Annotated in this window: 16 protein-coding genes; 9 read left to right on the forward strand and 7 right to left on the reverse strand. The window is 61.1% G+C overall.

Annotated elements, in window-relative coordinates:
* The first annotated feature begins 37 nt into the window (after positions 1 to 37).
* The 4 genes from QM780_RS12300 (at position 38) to QM780_RS12315 (ending at position 6,236) form a co-directional block, all read left to right on the forward strand.
* Positions 38 to 1,366: an NAD(P)/FAD-dependent oxidoreductase gene (locus QM780_RS12300; protein WP_415072032.1), complete on the forward strand. Its 1,329-nt coding sequence runs from the start codon at positions 38 to 40 to the stop codon at positions 1,364 to 1,366.
* The gene (locus QM780_RS12305; protein ID WP_415070751.1) at positions 1,366 to 2,640 is read left to right on the forward strand and encodes an NAD(P)/FAD-dependent oxidoreductase; all 1,275 of its coding nucleotides are present in this window, start codon (positions 1,366 to 1,368) and stop codon (positions 2,638 to 2,640) included. The genes QM780_RS12300 and QM780_RS12305 overlap by 1 nt, the downstream gene beginning before the upstream one ends.
* Positions 2,631 to 4,055 carry an FGGY family carbohydrate kinase gene (locus tag QM780_RS12310; RefSeq protein ID WP_415070752.1) on the forward strand — a complete coding sequence of 475 codons (1,425 nt, stop codon included), beginning with the start codon at positions 2,631 to 2,633 and terminating at the stop codon, positions 4,053 to 4,055. Before QM780_RS12305 ends, QM780_RS12310 begins: the two co-directional genes overlap by 10 nt.
* Before the next feature lie 213 nt (positions 4,056 to 4,268).
* A complete protein-coding gene (locus tag QM780_RS12315) occupies positions 4,269 to 6,236 on the forward strand; it encodes a hypothetical protein (protein ID WP_415070753.1) in 1,968 nt (655 codons plus the stop codon).
* A gap of 88 nt (positions 6,237 to 6,324) precedes the next feature.
* Here QM780_RS12315 and QM780_RS12320 read toward each other — a convergent pair whose 3' ends face one another.
* The 5 genes from QM780_RS12320 to QM780_RS12340 form a co-directional block, all read right to left on the reverse strand.
* Positions 6,325 to 6,447, reverse strand: coding sequence for a hypothetical protein (locus QM780_RS12320; protein WP_415070754.1), 123 nt, complete (start codon positions 6,445 to 6,447; stop codon positions 6,325 to 6,327).
* A 729-nt stretch (positions 6,448 to 7,176) separates the two neighbouring features.
* Entirely contained in the window at positions 7,177 to 8,085 is a 909-nt protein-coding gene (locus QM780_RS12325; protein ID WP_415070755.1) for a PfkB family carbohydrate kinase, read from the reverse strand.
* 33 nt (positions 8,086 to 8,118) lie between these two features.
* Positions 8,119 to 8,481, reverse strand: coding sequence for a chaperone modulator CbpM (locus QM780_RS12330; protein ID WP_415070756.1), 363 nt, complete (start codon positions 8,479 to 8,481; stop codon positions 8,119 to 8,121).
* Between the two features lie 3 nt (positions 8,482 to 8,484).
* Positions 8,485 to 9,447 carry a DnaJ C-terminal domain-containing protein gene (locus tag QM780_RS12335; protein WP_415070757.1) on the reverse strand — a complete coding sequence of 321 codons (963 nt, stop codon included), beginning with the start codon at positions 9,445 to 9,447 and terminating at the stop codon, positions 8,485 to 8,487.
* 11 nt (positions 9,448 to 9,458) lie between these two features.
* Entirely contained in the window at positions 9,459 to 9,842 is a 384-nt protein-coding gene (locus tag QM780_RS12340) for an NUDIX domain-containing protein (RefSeq protein WP_415070758.1), read from the reverse strand.
* Positions 9,843 to 9,896: 54 nt separating this feature from the next.
* On the opposite strand from QM780_RS12340, the gene QM780_RS12345 reads away from it, so the two are divergent.
* On the forward strand, positions 9,897 to 10,364 hold the full coding sequence (locus tag QM780_RS12345; RefSeq protein ID WP_415070759.1) for an NUDIX domain-containing protein: 468 nt from the start codon (positions 9,897 to 9,899) through the stop codon (positions 10,362 to 10,364).
* Positions 10,365 to 10,583: 219 nt separating this feature from the next.
* Positions 10,584 to 10,796 carry a hypothetical protein gene (locus QM780_RS12350; RefSeq protein WP_415070760.1) on the forward strand — a complete coding sequence of 71 codons (213 nt, stop codon included), beginning with the start codon at positions 10,584 to 10,586 and terminating at the stop codon, positions 10,794 to 10,796.
* Positions 10,797 to 10,877: 81 nt separating this feature from the next.
* Here QM780_RS12350 and QM780_RS12355 read toward each other — a convergent pair whose 3' ends face one another.
* Complete coding sequence (locus QM780_RS12355) at positions 10,878 to 11,645, reverse strand: outer membrane protein (RefSeq protein ID WP_415070761.1); 768 nt, start codon at positions 11,643 to 11,645, stop codon at positions 10,878 to 10,880.
* 296 nt (positions 11,646 to 11,941) lie between these two features.
* Here QM780_RS12355 and mgtA point away from each other — a divergent pair, with 296 nt between their 5' ends.
* Together mgtA and QM780_RS12365 are read left to right on the forward strand one after the other, a co-directional pair.
* A complete protein-coding gene (gene mgtA, locus QM780_RS12360) occupies positions 11,942 to 14,575 on the forward strand; it encodes a magnesium-translocating P-type ATPase (RefSeq protein WP_415070762.1) in 2,634 nt (877 codons plus the stop codon).
* Between the two features lie 207 nt (positions 14,576 to 14,782).
* Positions 14,783 to 15,502, forward strand: a complete 720-nt coding sequence (locus tag QM780_RS12365) for a response regulator (protein WP_415072033.1) — start codon at positions 14,783 to 14,785, stop codon at positions 15,500 to 15,502.
* Between the two features lie 23 nt (positions 15,503 to 15,525).
* On the opposite strand, the gene QM780_RS12370 is transcribed toward QM780_RS12365, so the two are convergent.
* Complete coding sequence (locus QM780_RS12370; protein ID WP_415070763.1) at positions 15,526 to 17,406, reverse strand: PAS domain S-box protein; 1,881 nt, start codon at positions 17,404 to 17,406, stop codon at positions 15,526 to 15,528.
* A 186-nt stretch (positions 17,407 to 17,592) separates the two neighbouring features.
* Between QM780_RS12370 and QM780_RS12375 the strand changes: the two genes are divergently transcribed.
* A complete protein-coding gene (locus QM780_RS12375; RefSeq protein WP_415070764.1) occupies positions 17,593 to 18,150 on the forward strand; it encodes a hypothetical protein in 558 nt (185 codons plus the stop codon).
* Positions 18,151 to 18,201: the final 51 nt, after the last annotated feature.

Here is an 18,201-nt window from a genome sequence, read left to right on the forward strand (position 1 = left end):
CGTCGCCATTATTGGTGCGGGAGCCGTTGGCTGCGCCATGGCGAGACGCTTTGCACTCGAAGGTGCAAGCGTAGTGCTTCTGGAAAAGGGTTCGGACCTTCTTTCGGGGGCGAGCAAAGGAAATAGCGCTATCCTGCACACGGGGTTCGACGCACCACCTGGCAGCGTCGAACTCAGTTGCATGCAGGCAGGATACGACGAGTATCTGGAAATCCGCGAAAGCTTCAACCTGCCTCTGCTCGAAACCGGCGCGATGGTCGTCGCCTGGTCGGAAGCGGAACGCGCCGCGCTCGACGGCATCGAGGCGCAGGCCAGGACGAATGGCGTCCATGATGTCGTGAGGCTGACCGCCACGGAAATCCGCGAGCGGGAGCCCAATCTGTCGCCGCGTGCGCGCGAAGCGCTGCTTGTGCCGGGCGAGCACGTGATCGACCCTTGGTCGCCGTTCCTCGCCTATCTTCTACAGGCGAAGGCGCACGACGCCGAGATCTCGTTCTCGACCGAGGTTCTGTCCGGTGCGTTCGACGGTTCGTGCTGGACGCTGCAGACGACAAAAGGCGTCCGCAAAGCGCGCACCGTCATCAACTGTGCAGGGCTTTACGGTGACCGGCTCGAAATCCGGCTTCTCGGCTCGGCATCGTTTCAGATCAAGCCGCGCAAAGGACAGTTCGTCGTCTTCGACAAGGAAGCGGCGAAACTGCTGAAGACGATCGTTCTTCCCGTGCCGTCGGAGCGCACGAAGGGCGTCGTCCTGACACGCACAGCATTCGGCAATGTCCTGGTCGGACCGACGGCGGAAGAGCAGGACGATCGCGACCGCGCGACTGTGCAGGAGGATGTGTTGCGAGACCTCCTGGCAAAAGCGGAAGACATGGTGCCGGCGCTGGCAACCGTCGACGTCACCGCCGTTTATGCCGGACTGAGGCCAGCGACCGAACAGAAATCCTATCGGATCTCGACCTATGGAGATCGCAACTGGATCACGGTCGGCGGGATACGGTCGACCGGCCTGACGGCATCGCTCGGCATCGCGCGCCATGTGTTCAAGCTCTACGAGGGCATGGGCAACCGACACACACCGATCGCATTTCCTCACACACCGCGCGTTCCAAATCTCGCTGAGCACCGTCCGAGGGATTGGCAGAGCAGCGGCTATGGAGAAATCGTCTGCCACTGCGAGATGGTGACGCTGCGCGAGATCGAACGGGCGTTGGCGGATCCGTTGCCGGCTGGCGATTTCGGCGGTCTGCGGCGGCGGACACGATGCGGCATGGGCCGGTGCCAGGGATTCTACTGCAATGCGCAGCTCGCTCTTTTGACGGAAGGCTATTTTACGGCGCCTCTCGCAGTGGGAGACGCAGGGTGATGTCCGCTCCCTTCGAAGTGCGAAGCGTCGATGTTCTGATCATCGGCGCGGGGCCTGCGGGACTGTCGGCGGCGACACGGCTGCGCCGGCTGGGCGTTGCCGATGTGATGGTCGTAGAACGAGAAACGATCGGCGGCGGCATACCCCGCCATTGCGGACATCCGCCGTTCGGAATGCGCGAATTCGGTTTAATCTTGAGCGGTCCTGCGTATGCGCGGCGTCTGGTCGAGCGCGCGGTCGAGGCCGGCGTCGAGTTGCAGCTCGGCTGCACGGTCGTCTCGATCGACTATACGGGCGACCTGATCGTCAGGTGCGTTACTCCGCGCGGGCCGCTATCGGTGATGGCGAAACGGGTCATCGTTGCGACGGGTGTGCGCGAGAAACCGCGCGCGGCGCGGCTGATTACAGGAGAGCGGCCGCTCGGCATTCTCAATACCGGCGCGCTGCAGGAATACGTCTATCTTCAGCATCTCGTGCCGTTTCGCCGACCGCTGATCGTCGGAACAGAGCTTGTATCGCTCTCCAGTCTACTGACGTGCCGAAAGATCGGCGCGACGCCCGTGGCCATGATCGAGGCCCGCAATCGCCCGACCGTGCGGAGGCCGTCGATGATTCTGCCGCGCCTGCTCGGCGTGCCCGTTCACTACGAAACGACGATCGCCGATATCAAGGGCCGGCCGCGCGTCGAAGCTGTGACGCTCCGGCATTCTGATGGTGTGTTGGAAGAAGTGACGTGCGATGGCGTGCTCTTCACCGGCTCGTTCAAGCCGGAAGCCTCGCTGGCCCGCTCGATAGGGCTCGCGATCGACGCGGGCACCGGGGGACCCGTCATCGACCAGTTCGCGCGGACAAGTGAACCGCGCATCTTTGCTGCCGGCAATATTCTGCATCCGGTGGACACGGCGGGCTGGTCGTGGCGTGAAGGGCGCCAGGTCGGCGGCTTCGTCGCGGAAGATCTGGACGGCAAGCTGCCCAAAGCCGATCGTTCGATCCGGCTCGTGCCGGGTCCCGGTATCCGATACGTGGTGCCGCAGCGGCTCGTTGCGGGCGGACCTGGCCTCAAACAATTGCAAATGCGCGCCATCGACGAGGTTTCGGGCACGCTGGTATCATCTTCGCGCGGCATCACCATTCGCAAGCAGCCGTTGACCTCGAGTCCGGAACGGCGAATCCTGGCACCCCTCAACGGTTTGTGCGAGGCCGACGCGGACGTCACCATCGGTCTGGAGGATGTTGTGTCCAGCGACGCCGGGAATGACCAAGCATGCGTGTAGCGGCGATCGATCAAGGCACGACATCGACGCGGGTTCTGGTCGCCGATACCGACGGAATGCTCCAGATCGCTTGCGCCATCACGCATCAGCAATTCCATCCGCACCCGGGCTGGGTGGAGCATGATCCGGAAGAGCTGCTCGCAAATATCCGCAAGTGCTTGGACGCTGCCGGCGTGGTCGATGCCATCGGCATCGACAATCAGGGAGAAAGCTGCCTCGCGTGGGACGCGGAAACGGGCGAAGCGCTGTCGCCCGTCATCGTCTGGCAGGACAATCGAACGGAGGAAGCGGTCGCGCGCCTCAAAGATCGGGGGGCGGCGTCGCTGACGCTGAGCCGCGCCGGGCTGCCGCTCGATCCCTATTTCTCGGCGTCCAAGCTCGCCTGGATCATCAACAACGTGCCGGCAGCCAAACAGGCCTTGGCTGCGGGGCGTCTGCGTTTGGGGACGACGGACGCGTTTTTTCTGGACCGCCTCACTGGGCAGTTCGCCACCGACATAACGACGGCATCGCGGACATCGCTGATGACCCTCGAAAGCGGCAAATGGGACGCGGATCTGTGTGATCTTTTCGGCGTGCCGATCACCTGCTTACCCGAGATCCGACCGACGGTCGCCGACTATGGTCGTATCGGCGGGATTCCGGTGACGGCATCGGTCGTTGATCAACAGGCGGCGCTGTTTGGGCATGGTTGCCGGAAACCTGGGGACGCAAAAATCACGTTCGGCACCGGCGCCTTCGCGCTTGCTGTCACCGGACAAGAGATCGCCCGCGCGCCGGAGAAAGGTCTGCTGCCGACCGTCGCTTGGAAGATCGAGGGCAAGACGACCTATGCCGTCGATGGCGGTGTGTATGACGCCGGCGCGGCGGTCGAGTGGGCCCGGCGGATCGGTATTGTTTCCGACCTCGAAAAAGATCTCGATTGGTTCGAGGGCGAAGCCGCAATTGAACGGGGTGTCGTTTTCGTGCCCGCGCTCTCGGGCTTGGCCTGCCCGCACTGGGATCGAACGGCGGCATCGCTGTTTCTCGGGATGTCCGCCGGCACGACACAGGCAGATCTGCGGCAGGCTCTGCTGGAAGGCATCGCGCTCTGTGCCGCGGATGTCGTCACCGCGATGCACGCGCATGTGCCGATCGGGTCGGCGGTGGCAATCGACGGCGGGCTGGCGCGTAGCCGATATTTTGCGCAGTTCCTGGCCGACATGATCGGGCGCGATGTGATCGTCGCGGACTTCGACGAGCGAACGGCCTTTGGGACCGCAAAGCTCGCGGCGCTCGGTGCGAGTGTCACGCTGCCCGAACCAAAGACCGAACTTCATATTTTCCATCCGCGCGTCGCGAACAGCTCTGCCGTCCGCAAGCGTTTCCACGATGCGGTGGCGCGCTGCAAGGGTTGGCGCGAATTGAGCGAATAGACGACAGCAGCGTTCGGAAAAAAGTGAACGGCCGTCAAACCGTTCTGCGAAGCAGAAAAAATGCAGGGTAACGCGGGCTCTTATATTGGTTAAGCCCTAGAATATTGGATATTTGCATCCCTCTCCGATGACAAAATCGGCGTCTGCCATCGTTTGGGCAAAGCTGGCGCAGTATGGTCGGGCTCTCAGGGAGCACTCAATAAGGGGGGTCGCTTGTTTCCCCATCGACATTCTCGCCGCGTCGCGTCGCCTATCCTGCTGGCGGCAGCGGCCATCATCATCGCCGCCATCGCTGCGCCGATCGGCGCACAAGCCAAGGACAGCTTCTCCGCGTGCGAAGCCGAAGCGGGACTTGCGGTGCTTGCATCACCGCTGACGCCATGGAAAGGCGCGCCTCTGCGCGTCGTGTTCACCGCCGAGACCGCGCAGAAGGGCGTGCTGACGCTGACCGGTCCCGATGGGAAAGTCGCCGTCACGTCAGAGGAGCGTCATGGCGGGCCGCCGTATTTCTGGTTCGCGGAAGTTGCATCGCCTTCGACAGGAACGTGGATCGCGACGCTGGCGCGCGATGGCGTAGATTCCTCCTGCGCGACGGTGAAGCGAGAATTCACAGTGGCGAAGACAGCGGGTGCCGCTCCTCGCGCAACGTCCAAAAGCGTTTGGCCAATCCGCGGCGCGTGGGACCGCGACACGGAAAATCTCTATTCCGCGTGGATCGAAAAACTGTTCGACGACCCGATCGAGGCCGCACCGTCGTGGCCCGCATTGCATGAAGTGCTGCGAGATAAATCGCGCAACATGCTGTTCAATCATCTCGGCCTCGCGGAAGACGAGAAGAAGCTGATCATGCAGCCCGACTGCGCCGATCTTCCGTATTTCCTCAGAGCGTATTTCGCGTTCAAGGTCGGCTTGCCGTTCGGATATTCCAAATGCACGCGCGGCGGTGGCGGCAAGGCTCCGCGGTGCCCGCAATGGTTCAACATCCAAAAGGAAGATGCATCCAACGGCGGCAACGACCAGAAGCCGGCGCAAACCGCGAGCAATTCGCTGTTCGGGGTATTCGAGACGGCCGCTGCCTCGACGTCGACACCGCGCCAGACCCGTCCGGCCGGGCTTGTTCCGGGCTTTGGCTATTATATCCGGACCGTGGTGGCCAATGCGGTGCATTCCGGCTCGGGGCGCACGGCCGCCGACGACAGCAACACCGATTACTATCCGGTTCCATTGACTGCCGGGACGCTTCGGCCCGGCACGATCTATGCCGATCCCTACGGCCACGTTCTTGTGCTGGTGAAGCGCGTCGCGCAGACGAGCGAAGCGGCGGGCGTGTTTCTTGCCGTCGATGGCCAGCCCGACGGAACAGTCGCGCGCAAACGCTTCTGGCGCGGCAACTTCCTGTTCGCTCAAGATGCCTCGCTCGGTAGCCCGGGCTTCAAGCGATTCCGTCCGATTGTCGCCGATAACAGCGGCACGTTGCGGCGGCTGACGAATTCCGAGATTTTGAAAGACGCAGATTACGCCGACTTCTCACTCGAACAATCAAAACTCGGCGTCGAAGACTTCTACGATCGCATGGACGATGTGATGTCTCCGGAGCCTCTCGATCCCAATCATGCGATCAAGGAAGCGATCACCGCGCTGGAAGAGCAGGTCAATACGCGCGTCACTTCGGTCGAGAACGGCCGTAAGTATCAGGTCGGCGGCGGCACCGAAGTCGCCATTCCTTCAGGTCCGGCGATCTTCGAGACGACCGGAGCATGGGAAGATTTTGCCACGCCATCGCGCGATTTGCGCTTGCTTATCGCAATCGATGTGGTGCGTGGGTTCCCGGATAGGGTGGCGCGGCGCGCGAACCGTTACGCGATGCCGAAAGACAAGAGCGTCGATGACGTCAAATCGGAACTGCAAAGCACTCTGGCCTCCGAGATCGCGGACAGGAAGGTCTCCTACACCCGAACGGACGGCTCGAAATGGACGCTGACGCTCAAGGACGTTATCGACCGATCGAAAGACCTTGAGATGGCCTACAACGTCAACGATTGCGTCGAAGTCCGATGGGGCGCGGCGGAGGGGAGCGAAGAGGCATCGACTTGCAAGCGGCATGCTTCATCGGCACAGCGGGCGAAAATGGAAGACTACCGGCCTTGGTTCCATGAGCGCCGGCGTCCTCTGCGGCAATAGCCGGCTTCGGCTATCCTAGTTCCGAATAGCAAAAGAAAGGGCGCCCTCAGGCGCCCGTCCTTCGAGTGATCATCGCTCGACTTTCATTTTACTTTGAGACGTCGCAGGCAGCGCCAGCGGTCTTGTAATTGCCCGTGCACTGGTAGGGAGCGGCGAAGGCACCCGAAACACCCGAAACGAGCAGCATGGCAGCGAGAACAGCAACTTTCATTTTACTCTCCATCAGATTGGTCAGGCCGGCAGCACCCGCTCTCCGCGGCGGCTTCGACTTGGCTGCATTGGGGAAATAGGGCCGCGGCGGGCCTCAAACATTCATCTCAAGGTATGATGTGCCGTACGGACGAGGCGTGCGGCGACGGGCGATCGCGTGCCAAAAGGCGTCTTTGTGGGATTGCCAGAAAATAGATGACCCTAAACCAAGGTTTAGCGGACGCGCGGACGCGCCTACCCCGGCCCTCGAAGAGCCAGGTCATAGTTCAGGTTCGCGCCGCATGGTGCTACGGCGCGGGCTGGATTGATGGCTGAAGCTTGAAGCCGGCGACTACTCGCTGCGGCTCGTCAAATCGCGATGCTGGTGGCGTTGATTGCGGCTTGTATAGAAGAGAAGCAAACCGGTTCCCACGGCTCCGAAAACAAGGAGCCCTTCGATTGCGAAGATCATGGTGTAGGCAGAATCGGGCATTGCATTTCCTCTTATTTGTTATGGTGCAATGAGAACCCCGATATTCGCGTGAAAGCCAATCACGACTTCGGTGAATCCGCTCATCTTGGATAACTAAACTCGCGTTGCACAAAATGCGGGAATGATCGCGCGCATTGCACAATCTTGATTTTATTAAATCCGTATACGGCCTTAAGTGATCTCAGGTGGCGTTGTGATGGACCGCAGTAATTGGTGTTTTATTCCGCGCTGCACATACGGCAGCGCAACGCAATCGAGCTAACGGCGTTCGGCAAGAAAGGCGTTCAGTTCATCTTCGGTTGGAAGGCGTGCCCGTGCGCCAAGGCCCGTGCAGCTCAATGCTGCAACGGCCGACGCAATTCGCACGCAGTCCCGATCCGGAAGTCCGTTCGCCACGCCCCACGCGAAGGCGCCATGGAAGGCGTCGCCCGCGCCCGTTGTATCGACGACGTGGACGCGAAAGGCCGGTTGGTGCCCGTGCTCGCCATCACGAGACATCCAGCGATATCCGTGGCCGCCGAGAGTTACGCCGGCGTGGCGGATGCCCGATTGGACGAGACGCGCGAGACGATCTTCGTCGCTGCTGCCGTGGACAAGCTTGCGGAAGGCCGGAGCGGAAAATATCGCGTAGTCGGCAAGACCGATGACCTTGTCGAACAGCGGCCCGGCATTCAGATCGACATCGACGATCGTCGGGATGCCTCGATCGCGCGCAGCCTGGAACGCGGCGACAGTTCCTTCGAGCCACGTCAAGTCGCTCAGAACGGCGTGGGCGGTCTCGACGCTTGAAACCGGCAGCCAGTCGGCGCTGAGTGGAAACTCGCGGTCATCCTCGCTGATGACGAGGCGTTCGCCGCGCTTATCGACGATCACCGCAGCTGTCGCCGACGATGCGTGCTCAAACGCTCGGACGTGGCTTGTGCCGACGCCCGCCTGCCGCAGTTGCTGACGAATGATTCCACCCGCCGCATCGTCACCGATGCGCGCCCAGAGAGACACGTCGCCTCCGAGCCTGGCAATCGCGGCGGCTGCATTGGCCGCCATGCCCCCGCCGCTGGTGGCATGAGCGGTGGCGCGCAGCTTCGTCCCCGAGGTCGGAAGCGCCTCGACCTGATAGACGTAGTCGAGCGCTGCATGACCGACCACAATGATATGTTTGCGCGACATGGCGGGCATCGGCAGATCAGGCGTTTGGGTCGATCACGTCGAATCCCGGTCGTCGTTGCCGTGATCGGCGAGCGAAGAATGCGATCCGGCAAGGACATGCAAACGCGCCTTGAGGCGGTCGATCTCTCCCAGAAGATCGAAGACCAGCGCGATGCCGGCAGGATTGAGCCCGAGGTCGCGATCGAAGCGCTTTGCCTTGGCGACGCGAACGACAGTGGCGGTCGAAAAACGCCACTCCGAAACCAACGCGCCGCGCGCTTCGATGATGCCGTGCTCCACAAGCTCGACAATCCATGCGGTCTCGACGTTGCAAGCCCTGGTCAGTTCATCGAGGGAATAGATAGGGTCGGTGCTGGTTTGCTCGGCCGGAGTCGAGCCGGGTGCTTTGTCGCTCATCGCCTAAACTCCCAGTCCGGCGCGGGGATCGAAATCCAACTCTTTCGCCATCTCTTCATAGATCTTGCGCGCCTTTTCGTTCGTCGCCGGCGGCCAGACGATCTTCAGCACCGCGTAGAGATCGCCCGGCTCTTTCGCAGGAATGCCGCGCCCGCGGATGCGAAGTTCGCGGCCATTGGCGGAGCCTGCGGGAACTTTCAGCATGATCGCGCCCGACGGCGTCGGCATTTTCACGCTTGCGCCGAGGGCGGCCTCCCATGGTGCAACCGGAAGCTCCAAATAAAGATCCTTCTCGACGACGCGATACCGGGCGTCGGGCTTGAAGCGGATTTCCAGGTAGAGATCGCCCGACGGCGCTTCGCCGATACCGGGAGAGCCCTGGCCTTTGAGGCGAATGCTTTGGCCTTCGGTCACGCCCTTCGGAATTTGCACGGTCAGATTCTTGTCGCGCAGAAGAACGTGGCCGCCGTCGTCCATCTCCGGCATGCGGAGCGAGATGGTTCTGGTGGCGCCGTCCAAGGCATCCTGGAGATCGATGACGATCGCGGCATGATGATCTTCGCCGCGCATGTTGAAAGTCGTGCGCGTGTGTGTGCGCTGACCGCGCCCAGCGCGTTCGCCGCGCGCGGATTCCGCACCGAAGATGCTCGAAAAGAAATCGCTGAAGTCGCCGCCTCCTGATCCCGGCGCGCCGGAATATTCGAAACCCGCATCCCAGTTCGGCGGCGGCTTGAACTCCTGTCCGGCTTTCCAGTCCTTGCCGAGCTGGTCGTAGGCGGCGCGCTTTTCGGTGTCGCTCAAGACTTCGTAGGCTTCACCGACTTCCTTGAACTTCGCTTCGGCATCGGGCTCTTTGTTGATATCGGGATGATATTTGCGCGCGAGCTGCCGATAGGCCTTTTTGATGTCGTCCTGCGTCGCGTCACGCGCCACGCCCAATGTCTTGTAGTAGTCCTTGAATTCCATGGGCTCTCACATCATCGGATAAGGTTCAGCGCGTCGGTGATAATGTCTCGATGATCGAAGGCGATTTCAATGCCGTCGAGATCCTTGATCCAGGCGACGGCTTCCGCGTCGTCGCCGGCAATGGCATTCGTGTTTCGCGTCCGCGCAAGATATGCCACCGAGCAGGAATGCCCGCGCGGATCACGATCGGGCTTCGAATAGACACCGACAAGCGTGAGGTCAGTGGCCTCCAATGCGGTCTCTTCCTTCAGCTCGCGCTTTGCTGCCTGCTCGACGGTTTCACCGATATCGACAAATCCGCCGGGCAAAGCCAGTTGGCCCTTGAACGGCGGATTTTTCCGGCGGACCATAAGCACGCCGAGGTCGGGATCGACAACGACGCAATCGACAGACAAAAGGGGGGTCTTCGGAGGCGGCATGGCAATCCCATCTAGTCCGAAAATACGAACGTGAAAAGCAAGACAAGCGCAGGGCTGCTTTTACACCGTCGTCGGGGCGACCTCGAAGTACTTCTGGCGCATCCGGGCGGACCCTACTGGCGGAACAAGGATGAGGGCGCCTGGACCATTCCAAAAGGCGAAGTCCAGGACGGCGAAGAGCCGGATCTGGCCGCGCTGCGCGAGTTTGCCGAGGAGACGGGATTTCAGCCGCAAGGCGAGCGTCTTTCGCTCGGCTCAGTGCGTCAGGCCGGCGGCAAGCTCGTTCATGTGTGGTCGATCGAGGCCGACTGGGATCCGCAAAACCTCGTCAGCAACATGTTCAGCATCGAATGGCCGCCGCGCTCCGGGCGGATGCAGCCGTTCCCAGAGATCGACAAGGCCGCGTGGTTCGATCTCGCCGCCGCACACCGCAAAATTCTGAGGAGCCAATCAGAGTTTCTTAACCGTCTTGAACACGCACTCGCAGGCGGCCGCTGATCCGATCCACTCCGGGACGTTCCCTCCGCGACAGCCGAAACGAGGCGATACTGCTTCAATATGGGCGTGCGGTAACTCGAATTTAAGCAGGACTGGAACCTGCACTTTGAAACTCCGCAATTTTTAGGAATTGACGTTCATAAGTCTGGAACACGCCAGCCCGCAAAAAGCGAAAACGCAGCGGCCGGCGGACAGATCAGATACAGAGTTGAGTGCGTCATGAGTGTGGAAGTTTCCGATATCAAGCCGGCCGAAATCTATTCGGATCTGACGGCGGACGACATCGCAGAAATGATGGCCGAGGCGGCGCGCGTCGATGCGCTTTTCAAATCGGGGCGCATTTCGACGATGACGGTTATGGGCCTGGCCGCGAAGGCGGCTGCAGATGCAGAGGCAAAATCGAGCGCGGACGTTGCGGCGACCGCAGCGTGATCCGGCAGTCTGTATTCGGGTGAATTGAATGAGCGGGCGCTTAGAGCCGACCCGCTCTTGTCGTCTTCCGAAGTTCGGTCGTTACTTCATCGGCGCATATTCGGGAGCGGGATCCCGCTGGGCGCCGCCGAAGAGATACGTCAAACCAACGCGCGCGACCCAGAAGTTATCGTCCCAGCTCAAGCGTGACGTGCACGAGCCGCTTTCGCACAGATCCGTCGTGTACGTGTGATCCTCGGATCCGAAGTCGACATACAGCGCGTCGGCGCGGAATGCCCAATGATCGCTGAGCAGGTATTCGACGCCACCTCCAACCGTCCAGCCGATTTCGGTATCGCTATCCGATTGTGAAAATGATCCGATTTCCCCGCCCTGGAATTTGAAGGAATGATCGATGCCGCCGTAAGCGAGGCCGGCTGTAGCGAAGACCAGGAAATTCTCATCGCCGACGAGGCCGACCCTGCCGCGCAAAGTGCCAAACCAGTTTATCTGGGAGTCCAGTGTCTCGCTGAACCCGCCGCAGCAAGACTCGCTCCATTTGTTGTCGGCGTTGAAATAGCTGATGTCGGATTCGATGCCGAGCAGGCGGCCGTTGCACTGCCAGTTGTAGCCGGCGGTGCCGCCAATCGTGAAACCTCTGTCATTGCCGTCGATGGAGCCGCCTTCGCCGGATATTTTCGATTTTGCGCTGCCAAAACCGAGAATGCCGCCGCCATACAGCCCAGAGAACGGGCCGCCGCAGGCGCTGACCGGCTTTAAAGGCGCTGCATAGTCCGTCAGGTCGCCGCCGGCGTAGGCTGCCGAAGCGCCAAAGAGACATAAGAATGCCGCCGCTATTATCCGGAACATTTGCATAATTCGCGCTTCCCCTCTAACGCGCCAACGACCAGCGGCCCTGAAAGGGCCCAGTCTCGCATAACTACAGAAATGTGATTCGGGCGGCCGCGTCGAGCACCTAACGGCCTAAAGCTTGTCGCCGCTCAAGTTTGGGGAATGTTTCAAAGAATTTCCATTCAGCCAGGGCCTGCCAAACTTTGATCTTGCGCATAGTTGCAGGCCCGGAATTTAGTGATAAGCGCGCCGATATCGGCCGGGCGGTGGCCGTTTCGGCAATGGCGTATCCTGACAAACTCCCGATCCGACCGATGACATATCACGACCGTTCCGCGAGCAAGACCGAGCGCCGCTTCTCGACGCCCTTCTGGACGCACTCGATCGAGACCGCGTTTTCGGAGCTCCGGAGCGGAGCATCGGGACTTCGTTCGGATGATGCCGCTCACCGCTTGAGCGTCGACGGCCCCAACCTCGTCAGCGTCAAGTTACAGAGAAGCCTCGCGATGAAGGCGCTGCGGCGGGTCGCCGAACCGCTGACGGCCATTCTCCTGCTGTCTGCTGCCGTGTCGGGTTGGGCTGGAGATTGGCAGAGCTTCTTCATCATCGTTCTCATCGTTACGCTATCGATCGTGCTCGATCTCTATCAGGAGCGCGAAGCCGAAACGGCAATCGAGGCCCTCAAAAAGTCGGTCGCCGTCACCGCGTCGGTTCTCCGTGACGGGCATGTTGTCGAACTGCCGGTCAAGGACATCGTGCGCGGCGACATCGTGCAGCTGCGCGCCGGCGATCTCGTACCGGCCGACGGCATCGTCGTCACGTGCCGGAACCTCATGGCCAATGAGGCCAGCCTGACCGGCGAGCCATATCCGTGCGAGAAGAAGGCCGGTCCCTGCGCCAGTTTGCTGCTGGCGGAAGCTCATAACGCTCTTTTCGCGGGAACAAGCATCGTTTCGGGCGAAGCGACGATGCTTGTTGCCGAGACCGGGGCGGCAACGACGTTCGGCGCGATCGCGGCTTCGGTTCAGGCGCGCGAGCCGATGACGGCATTCGAGCGCGGGCTGCACCGTCTCGGGATGCTGATCCTGAGATTGACGGCGTTTCTCGTCCTCTTCGTTCTGCTGACGCAGCTCGCGAGACACGGTCTTTCGCTCGAGAGCTTCATGTTCGCAGTGGCGCTCGCGGTCGGGCTGACACCCGAGCTGCTGCCGATGATCATGACGGTGACGCTCGCGCGCGGAGCACTGCGGATGGCGAAGCGAAAGGTCGTCGTCAAGCGGCTTTCGGCGATCCACGATCTTGGCGCGATGAACGTGCTGTGCACCGACAAGACGGGTACGCTGACGGAAGCCAAAATCGCGCTCGTGGAAAGCATCGGCACCGACGGCGCTCGCAATGACAAGGTGGCAACCCTCATCCGGCTCAACAGTCAATTTGCGAGCGGCACGCGCAGCAATCTGGATGATGCCGTCATCGCGGCAACTCAGGCGGCGGACGCGAAGTGGGTCTATATCGATGATGCACCGTTCGATTTCGAGCGGCGGCGCGCGTCCGTTCTGGTTGAACGTGATGGCCGCCGGCAAGTCGTCACGAAGGGTGCGGCCGAGTTGCTGCTGGCACAGTGCACCAGCATCGAAGCGGCCGATGGAACAGTCGAGCCGCTGACGGACGAGCGACGCGGCGCGCTTCAGACACTCCTCGATTCCAAAGGCGAAGAGGGCCTGCGCCTGCTCGGCGTCGCGCGGCGGGATGTGCCGCCCGCATGCTCGAAGGTCGGGCCCGACGATGAGACCGACATGACCTTCGTGGGTTGCGCGTCGTTCCTCGATCCGCCCAAGAGTTCGGCGACGGAAGCGGTGGCGAAGCTCATGAACGTCGGCGTCGCCGTGAAGATCATTTCCGGAGACGCCGCACCTGTCGTTCTCAATCTGGTGAAAATCCTGCGCCTTCCTGCTCAAGGTCTGCTGACCGGAGACGAGATCAGCGCGCTTTCGGATGCGGCGCTCTTGGACGCCGTTTCAAAGGTCGATCTTTTCGTGCGCGTCTCGCCCGATCAGAAGGGGCGGATTGTTCGCGCGCTGCGCAATCGCGGGTTTACGGTCGGCTTCCTGGGCGACGGCATCAACGACGCAACCGCCATCCATGCCGCAGACGTCGGACTTTCGGTCGAGGGGGGAACGGACGTCGCCCGCGACGCCGCCGATATCATTCTGCTGCAACCGGACTTGAACGTGCTTGCCGACGGCGTGGCCGAGGGGCGGAGGACCTACGCCAACATCATGAAGTACGTCCGGATGGGCACAAGCTCGAATTTCGGCAACATGCTTTCGATGGCGCTTGCGTCGCTGATTTTGCCGTTCCTGCCGCTGACGCCGCTGCAAATCCTGATCAACAATCTGCTCTACGATTTTTCCGAGATCGGCATTCCGTTCGACGAAGCGGACGAGCAGGCGCTGTCACGGCCGCAAGCGTGGGATATCAACTCAGTCCTGGGCTTCACGCTGATCATGGGGCCGCTGTCTTCGATTTTCGATCTCGGAACGTTTTTCGTTCTCTCGAACGTGTTCAAGGTCGATCCCGAAACCTTTCGGACGGCATGGTTCGTCGAATCGATTGCGACGCAGATCCTGGTTATTTTCATCATCCGGACGGCGAAGCCGTTCTGGGCGAGCCGGCCCAACGCCGTCCTGGCCGCCAGCTCGCTTGGGGCGCTCGCCATCGCGCTCATCATCGCGTTGACTCCAGTCGGCCATTTTGCCGGATTCGTCTCCCTGCCCGCATCAATCCTTGCGGCGATCGTCGGCATTACGATCTGCTACCTCGCGGCCGCCGAGATGCTGAAGCCCTTCGCGTTACATTGGGCACCGAAGGGCTTGCAATATTCGGCGTTCGGCGGTGCCTTGCGCGCGGCGCGGGGTCGTCTCGGCGCCGGATGGGGCGCCAAATAGAGCGGAAACCATCTGAAATCGACTTCGTTGGCGGTTACGCGACGGGCTGCTAAACACCGGCCATTCATGGCTGCCATGAGCGGCGAAGCGACGCTTCTGGTTCAAAAAATTTTATTGTAACCCATGTTCTGCTCTGCGAGGCCATAGCTCGCCGGTTCGCGCCCCGTTCGGTGCATGGAGGGACGGGTGGAAACCCGGGAATCGCTCGTGACGACGGAAATTCTGGTGATCGACGACGACCCGGACATTCGGCAGCTGTTAAGGACCTGTTTCGAACGTGAAGGTTATTCCGTTTCGGAAGCGAGCGATGCCGCGAGCGCGCGGACTGCCCTAGCAAAAGGCGGCGTTAATCTCGTCACGCTCGATCTGACGCTCGGCCGCGACGACGGGCTTTCTCTCGCACGCGAAATCCGCGCCAACGGCGACATTCCAATCGTCATGGTTTCCGGGAAGGGCGATGCCGTCGATCGCATTGTTGGGCTCGAACTCGGGGCTGACGATTATATCTCCAAGCCTTTCAATTTGCGCGAAGTGCTGGCGCGCGTGCGCGCGGTTCTCAGGCGGCGAGATGCCGGCGGAATTTCTGTTTTAACTGCAGAAGCCAAGCACGAAAGCTATCAATTCGGCGGGTGGACACTCGACGCCACAAGCCGGGCGCTGAAAGATAGCTCCGGCACAATTCGCGAACTGACAACGGGTGAATTCAATCTGCTCGAGATTTTCGTGCGACGTCCGCACCGGGTCTTGTCCCGCGACGAGATCATGGATCTGCTCAAGGGTCATGATTATTCGCCGCTCGACCGTTCGATCGATGCGCTCGTGAGCCGCCTGCGCAAGAAGATCGACGACGATGGATCGAACGCCGCCTATATCAAATCGGTGCGCGGCATCGGCTATATGCTGGCGACGGATGTGCGGCGGATTTGACTGTCTAACGGACGCGGCGGTGCCTAGGCAGGGTGTTTTTCGCGGGCCTTGCGGACGATATTCGCCAAATCCTTCTGAGCGTAGGGCTTGCGCAAAATCATCCACGTTTCGTCCGCGGGCGCGGCGGCTCCCGCGATTTCTTCGGCAAATCCGGTCGTCAAAATGACAGGCAACCCTGGACGATTTTCCGCGATCCATTTGCCGAGGTCGATCCCGGTCATGCCGCCCGGCATCATGATGTCGGTAAAGACCAGTTCGACGTCCAAGCCGTTCTTGAGGGCCTCCTTCGCTTCCGCGCCCGTGACGCACTCGACGACACGATATCCGAGCCGCTCGAAGCGCTTGACCGTCAGCGCCCGCACATCGCGGTTATCCTCGACGACGAGGACGTTCTCGCCAGCCGCGATCTGAGCGGTCGCCGTCGATGGGCCCTGCTGCGCATCCTTTGGATCTACACTGCGGGGCAGATAGAGGTTGATAGTCGTGCCAACGCCCGGCTCGCTGTAAATCGTGATATTGCCCTGCGACTGTTTCACGAAGCCATAGATTGTGCTGAGGCCGAGACCGGTGCCGCGGCCGGGTGGCTTCGTCGTGAAGAAGGGTTCGAAGACGCGGCTCAAGGTTTCCTTGGACATTCCTGTTCCGTCATCGGACACGGAAATCCTGACGTACTCGCCCGCCGTCAACGGACCTTCAAATCCGATCTCACCCTCGTCGAGCGTGGCGTTTTCGGTGCGAATGGTCAGCTTGCCGCCGTCGGGCATGGCATCACGCGCGTTGATCGCAAGATTAATAACCGCGGCTTCGACTTCGGCGGCATCGACGCGCGCCAGCCAGAGATCCGGCGCAAGATGCGTTCGCAATTCAATCATATCGCCGAGCGTGCGGCGCAAAAGCTCGGTCATGCCGCGGACCTGCTCGTTGAGATTGATGACCTCGGCGGCAAGCTGGCGGCGGCGGGCGAACGTCAAAAGGCGGTTGGTGAGCCGGGCGCCGGAATCTGCGGCTCTCGCGGCGCGCGTCAGAAGGTCGTGATCCTGCGGGTTTGCAATCGACTCTTCCAAGAGCTCGAGATTTCCCGAAATGATCGTCAGAAGATTGTTGAAGTCATGGGCAATGCCGCCGCTCAGCTGGCCGATGGCCTCGAGCCTCTGCGACTTCAGCGCCGCCTCTTTCTGTTTCATCTCCTCGGTCATGTCGCGAAAGAGGCCGACGTTTGCGATCTGGGAGCCGTCTGCGCCGACGATGTCAGCGACGTGCAGCTGGCCGGGAAACTTTGCGCCGTCGCGCCGGCGGAGAGTGACGGAAATCGTGCGGCCGTCGTTCGGCTCCCCCTGTTGCGGTTCGAGCTTTTTCAGGTCGCCCGGTTCAGCAAAGAAGGCCAACAGATCGACGGTGGCGAATTCATCGGCCGAGTAGCCGAACATCCGGCTTGCAGCCGGGTTGACCAGGATGATCTCGCCGTCGGGAGAGAAAATAACGAGCGCTTCGGGAACGTGGTCGAAAACGGCCTGGAAGAGCAGCGACTGCCGGTCGATTTCGGCCTGCAGCCGGGCATGGGCGCTCATATCGTTGATGATGCCCGAAAAGAAGCGCTGGCCACCGACCTCGAACGATCCAACCGACAGATGGATCGGGAACACCGTTCCATCCTTGCGAAGGCCTCGGACTTCCCGCCCGATACCGATGATCTTCTTCTCACCGGTCGCGAGATGACGCTGCAGATAATGGTCGTGCTGCGACTGATAGGGCTCGGGCATCAGCACATTAATCGGCTTGCCCAGAAGCTCATCTGTCGAGTACCCGAACATCCTTTCGGCGGCCGGATTGACGATTTGGATGCGGCCGGAACTGTCGATCGCCAAGATTGCGGCGACCGCAGACTCCAGGATCGCCTTCAGCATGGCTGACCTTGATATGACGGGTCGTTTGCCGTTCACCCTAGCGCCTCGAAGCTCTTCGATCCAGATGCTCAATTGTCCGCTTCGGACCCCGCGATGATCCCTTCCGCGGTCGCGATATCAACTGATCTCGGTCAAAGCCGTTTCGTGACGGTTGCAAGACTATCGGCGCCCGGAAGAGGAGACTTTATGGCTACCGACGATCGCCCGCCCGCGGAATGGGACGCCGATGCCGAACACCCGGCCGCTCGTTTTGCCGCCGATTGCGCCTTGCAACTCGATATTTGTAAGTCCCTGCTGGCCGTTGCCGACAGTCTCCCGGGGTCGCTCAATCCGACCACAATCGACGTGCTGTCGAAGCTCGTTCAATCGACGTGGTCGTCTCATCTCACACTTCAGAGCCAGGCGATCCTGCCGCTTATCTCGCAGCGCCACGAGCACCTGCACGAGCGCTTCGTTCCCCTGACGCGGCAGCACATCGAAATTTCCGGCATTAACGACGAACTGGTCGAGTGTTTCGATATGGTTTCTTCCGGCGAACACGTCGATCGCGGCATGCTCGGCTATCTCATCCGCAACGCGGCGGAGCGGCGGCGCGAGCACGTCGACTGGGAGAAAGTGCTTCTCGGGCCGTTGCTGCCGCAGACATTGTCGCCTGCCGAACGGCAGAGGTTCTCGGACTGGGTGGCAGCCAACCCGTGGCCTGTGGAAGGGCTCAGGACCCTTTCGTCGATCAAGCTCAATTGATCGAAGTCAATTCGTGTCCGCGCTCGAACGCCCGATGATGGCATTCGGCGA

It is taken from the genome of Hyphomicrobium sp., assembly GCF_047600905.1.
Lineage (GTDB): Bacteria > Pseudomonadota > Alphaproteobacteria > Rhizobiales > Hyphomicrobiaceae > Hyphomicrobium_B.

Excerpts from the sequence above, each read along its gene's own strand:
- QM780_RS12335 (WP_415070757.1), bottom strand. The coding sequence starts at position 9,447 with ATGGAATTCAAGGACTACTACAAGACATTGGGCGTGGCGCGTGACGCG.
- QM780_RS12370 (WP_415070763.1), bottom strand. The coding sequence starts at position 17,406 with ATGCTGAAGGCGATCCTGGAGTCTGCGGTCGCCGCAATCTTGGCGATC.
- QM780_RS12355 (WP_415070761.1), bottom strand. The coding sequence starts at position 11,645 with ATGTTCCGGATAATAGCGGCGGCATTCTTATGTCTCTTTGGCGCTTCG.
- QM780_RS12300 (WP_415072032.1), top strand. The coding sequence starts at position 38 with ATGGCGAGACGCTTTGCACTCGAAGGTGCAAGCGTAGTGCTTCTGGAA.
- QM780_RS12320 (WP_415070754.1), bottom strand. The coding sequence starts at position 6,447 with ATGAAAGTTGCTGTTCTCGCTGCCATGCTGCTCGTTTCGGGTGTTTCG.
- mgtA (WP_415070762.1), top strand. The coding sequence starts at position 11,942 with ATGACATATCACGACCGTTCCGCGAGCAAGACCGAGCGCCGCTTCTCG.
- QM780_RS12305 (WP_415070751.1), top strand. The coding sequence starts at position 1,366 with ATGTCCGCTCCCTTCGAAGTGCGAAGCGTCGATGTTCTGATCATCGGC.
- QM780_RS12330 (WP_415070756.1), bottom strand. The coding sequence starts at position 8,481 with ATGAGCGACAAAGCACCCGGCTCGACTCCGGCCGAGCAAACCAGCACC.
- QM780_RS12375 (WP_415070764.1), top strand. The coding sequence starts at position 17,593 with ATGGCTACCGACGATCGCCCGCCCGCGGAATGGGACGCCGATGCCGAA.
- QM780_RS12325 (WP_415070755.1), bottom strand. The coding sequence starts at position 8,085 with ATGTCGCGCAAACATATCATTGTGGTCGGTCATGCAGCGCTCGACTAC.
- QM780_RS12310 (WP_415070752.1), top strand. The coding sequence starts at position 2,631 with ATGCGTGTAGCGGCGATCGATCAAGGCACGACATCGACGCGGGTTCTG.
- QM780_RS12350 (WP_415070760.1), top strand. The coding sequence starts at position 10,584 with ATGAGTGTGGAAGTTTCCGATATCAAGCCGGCCGAAATCTATTCGGAT.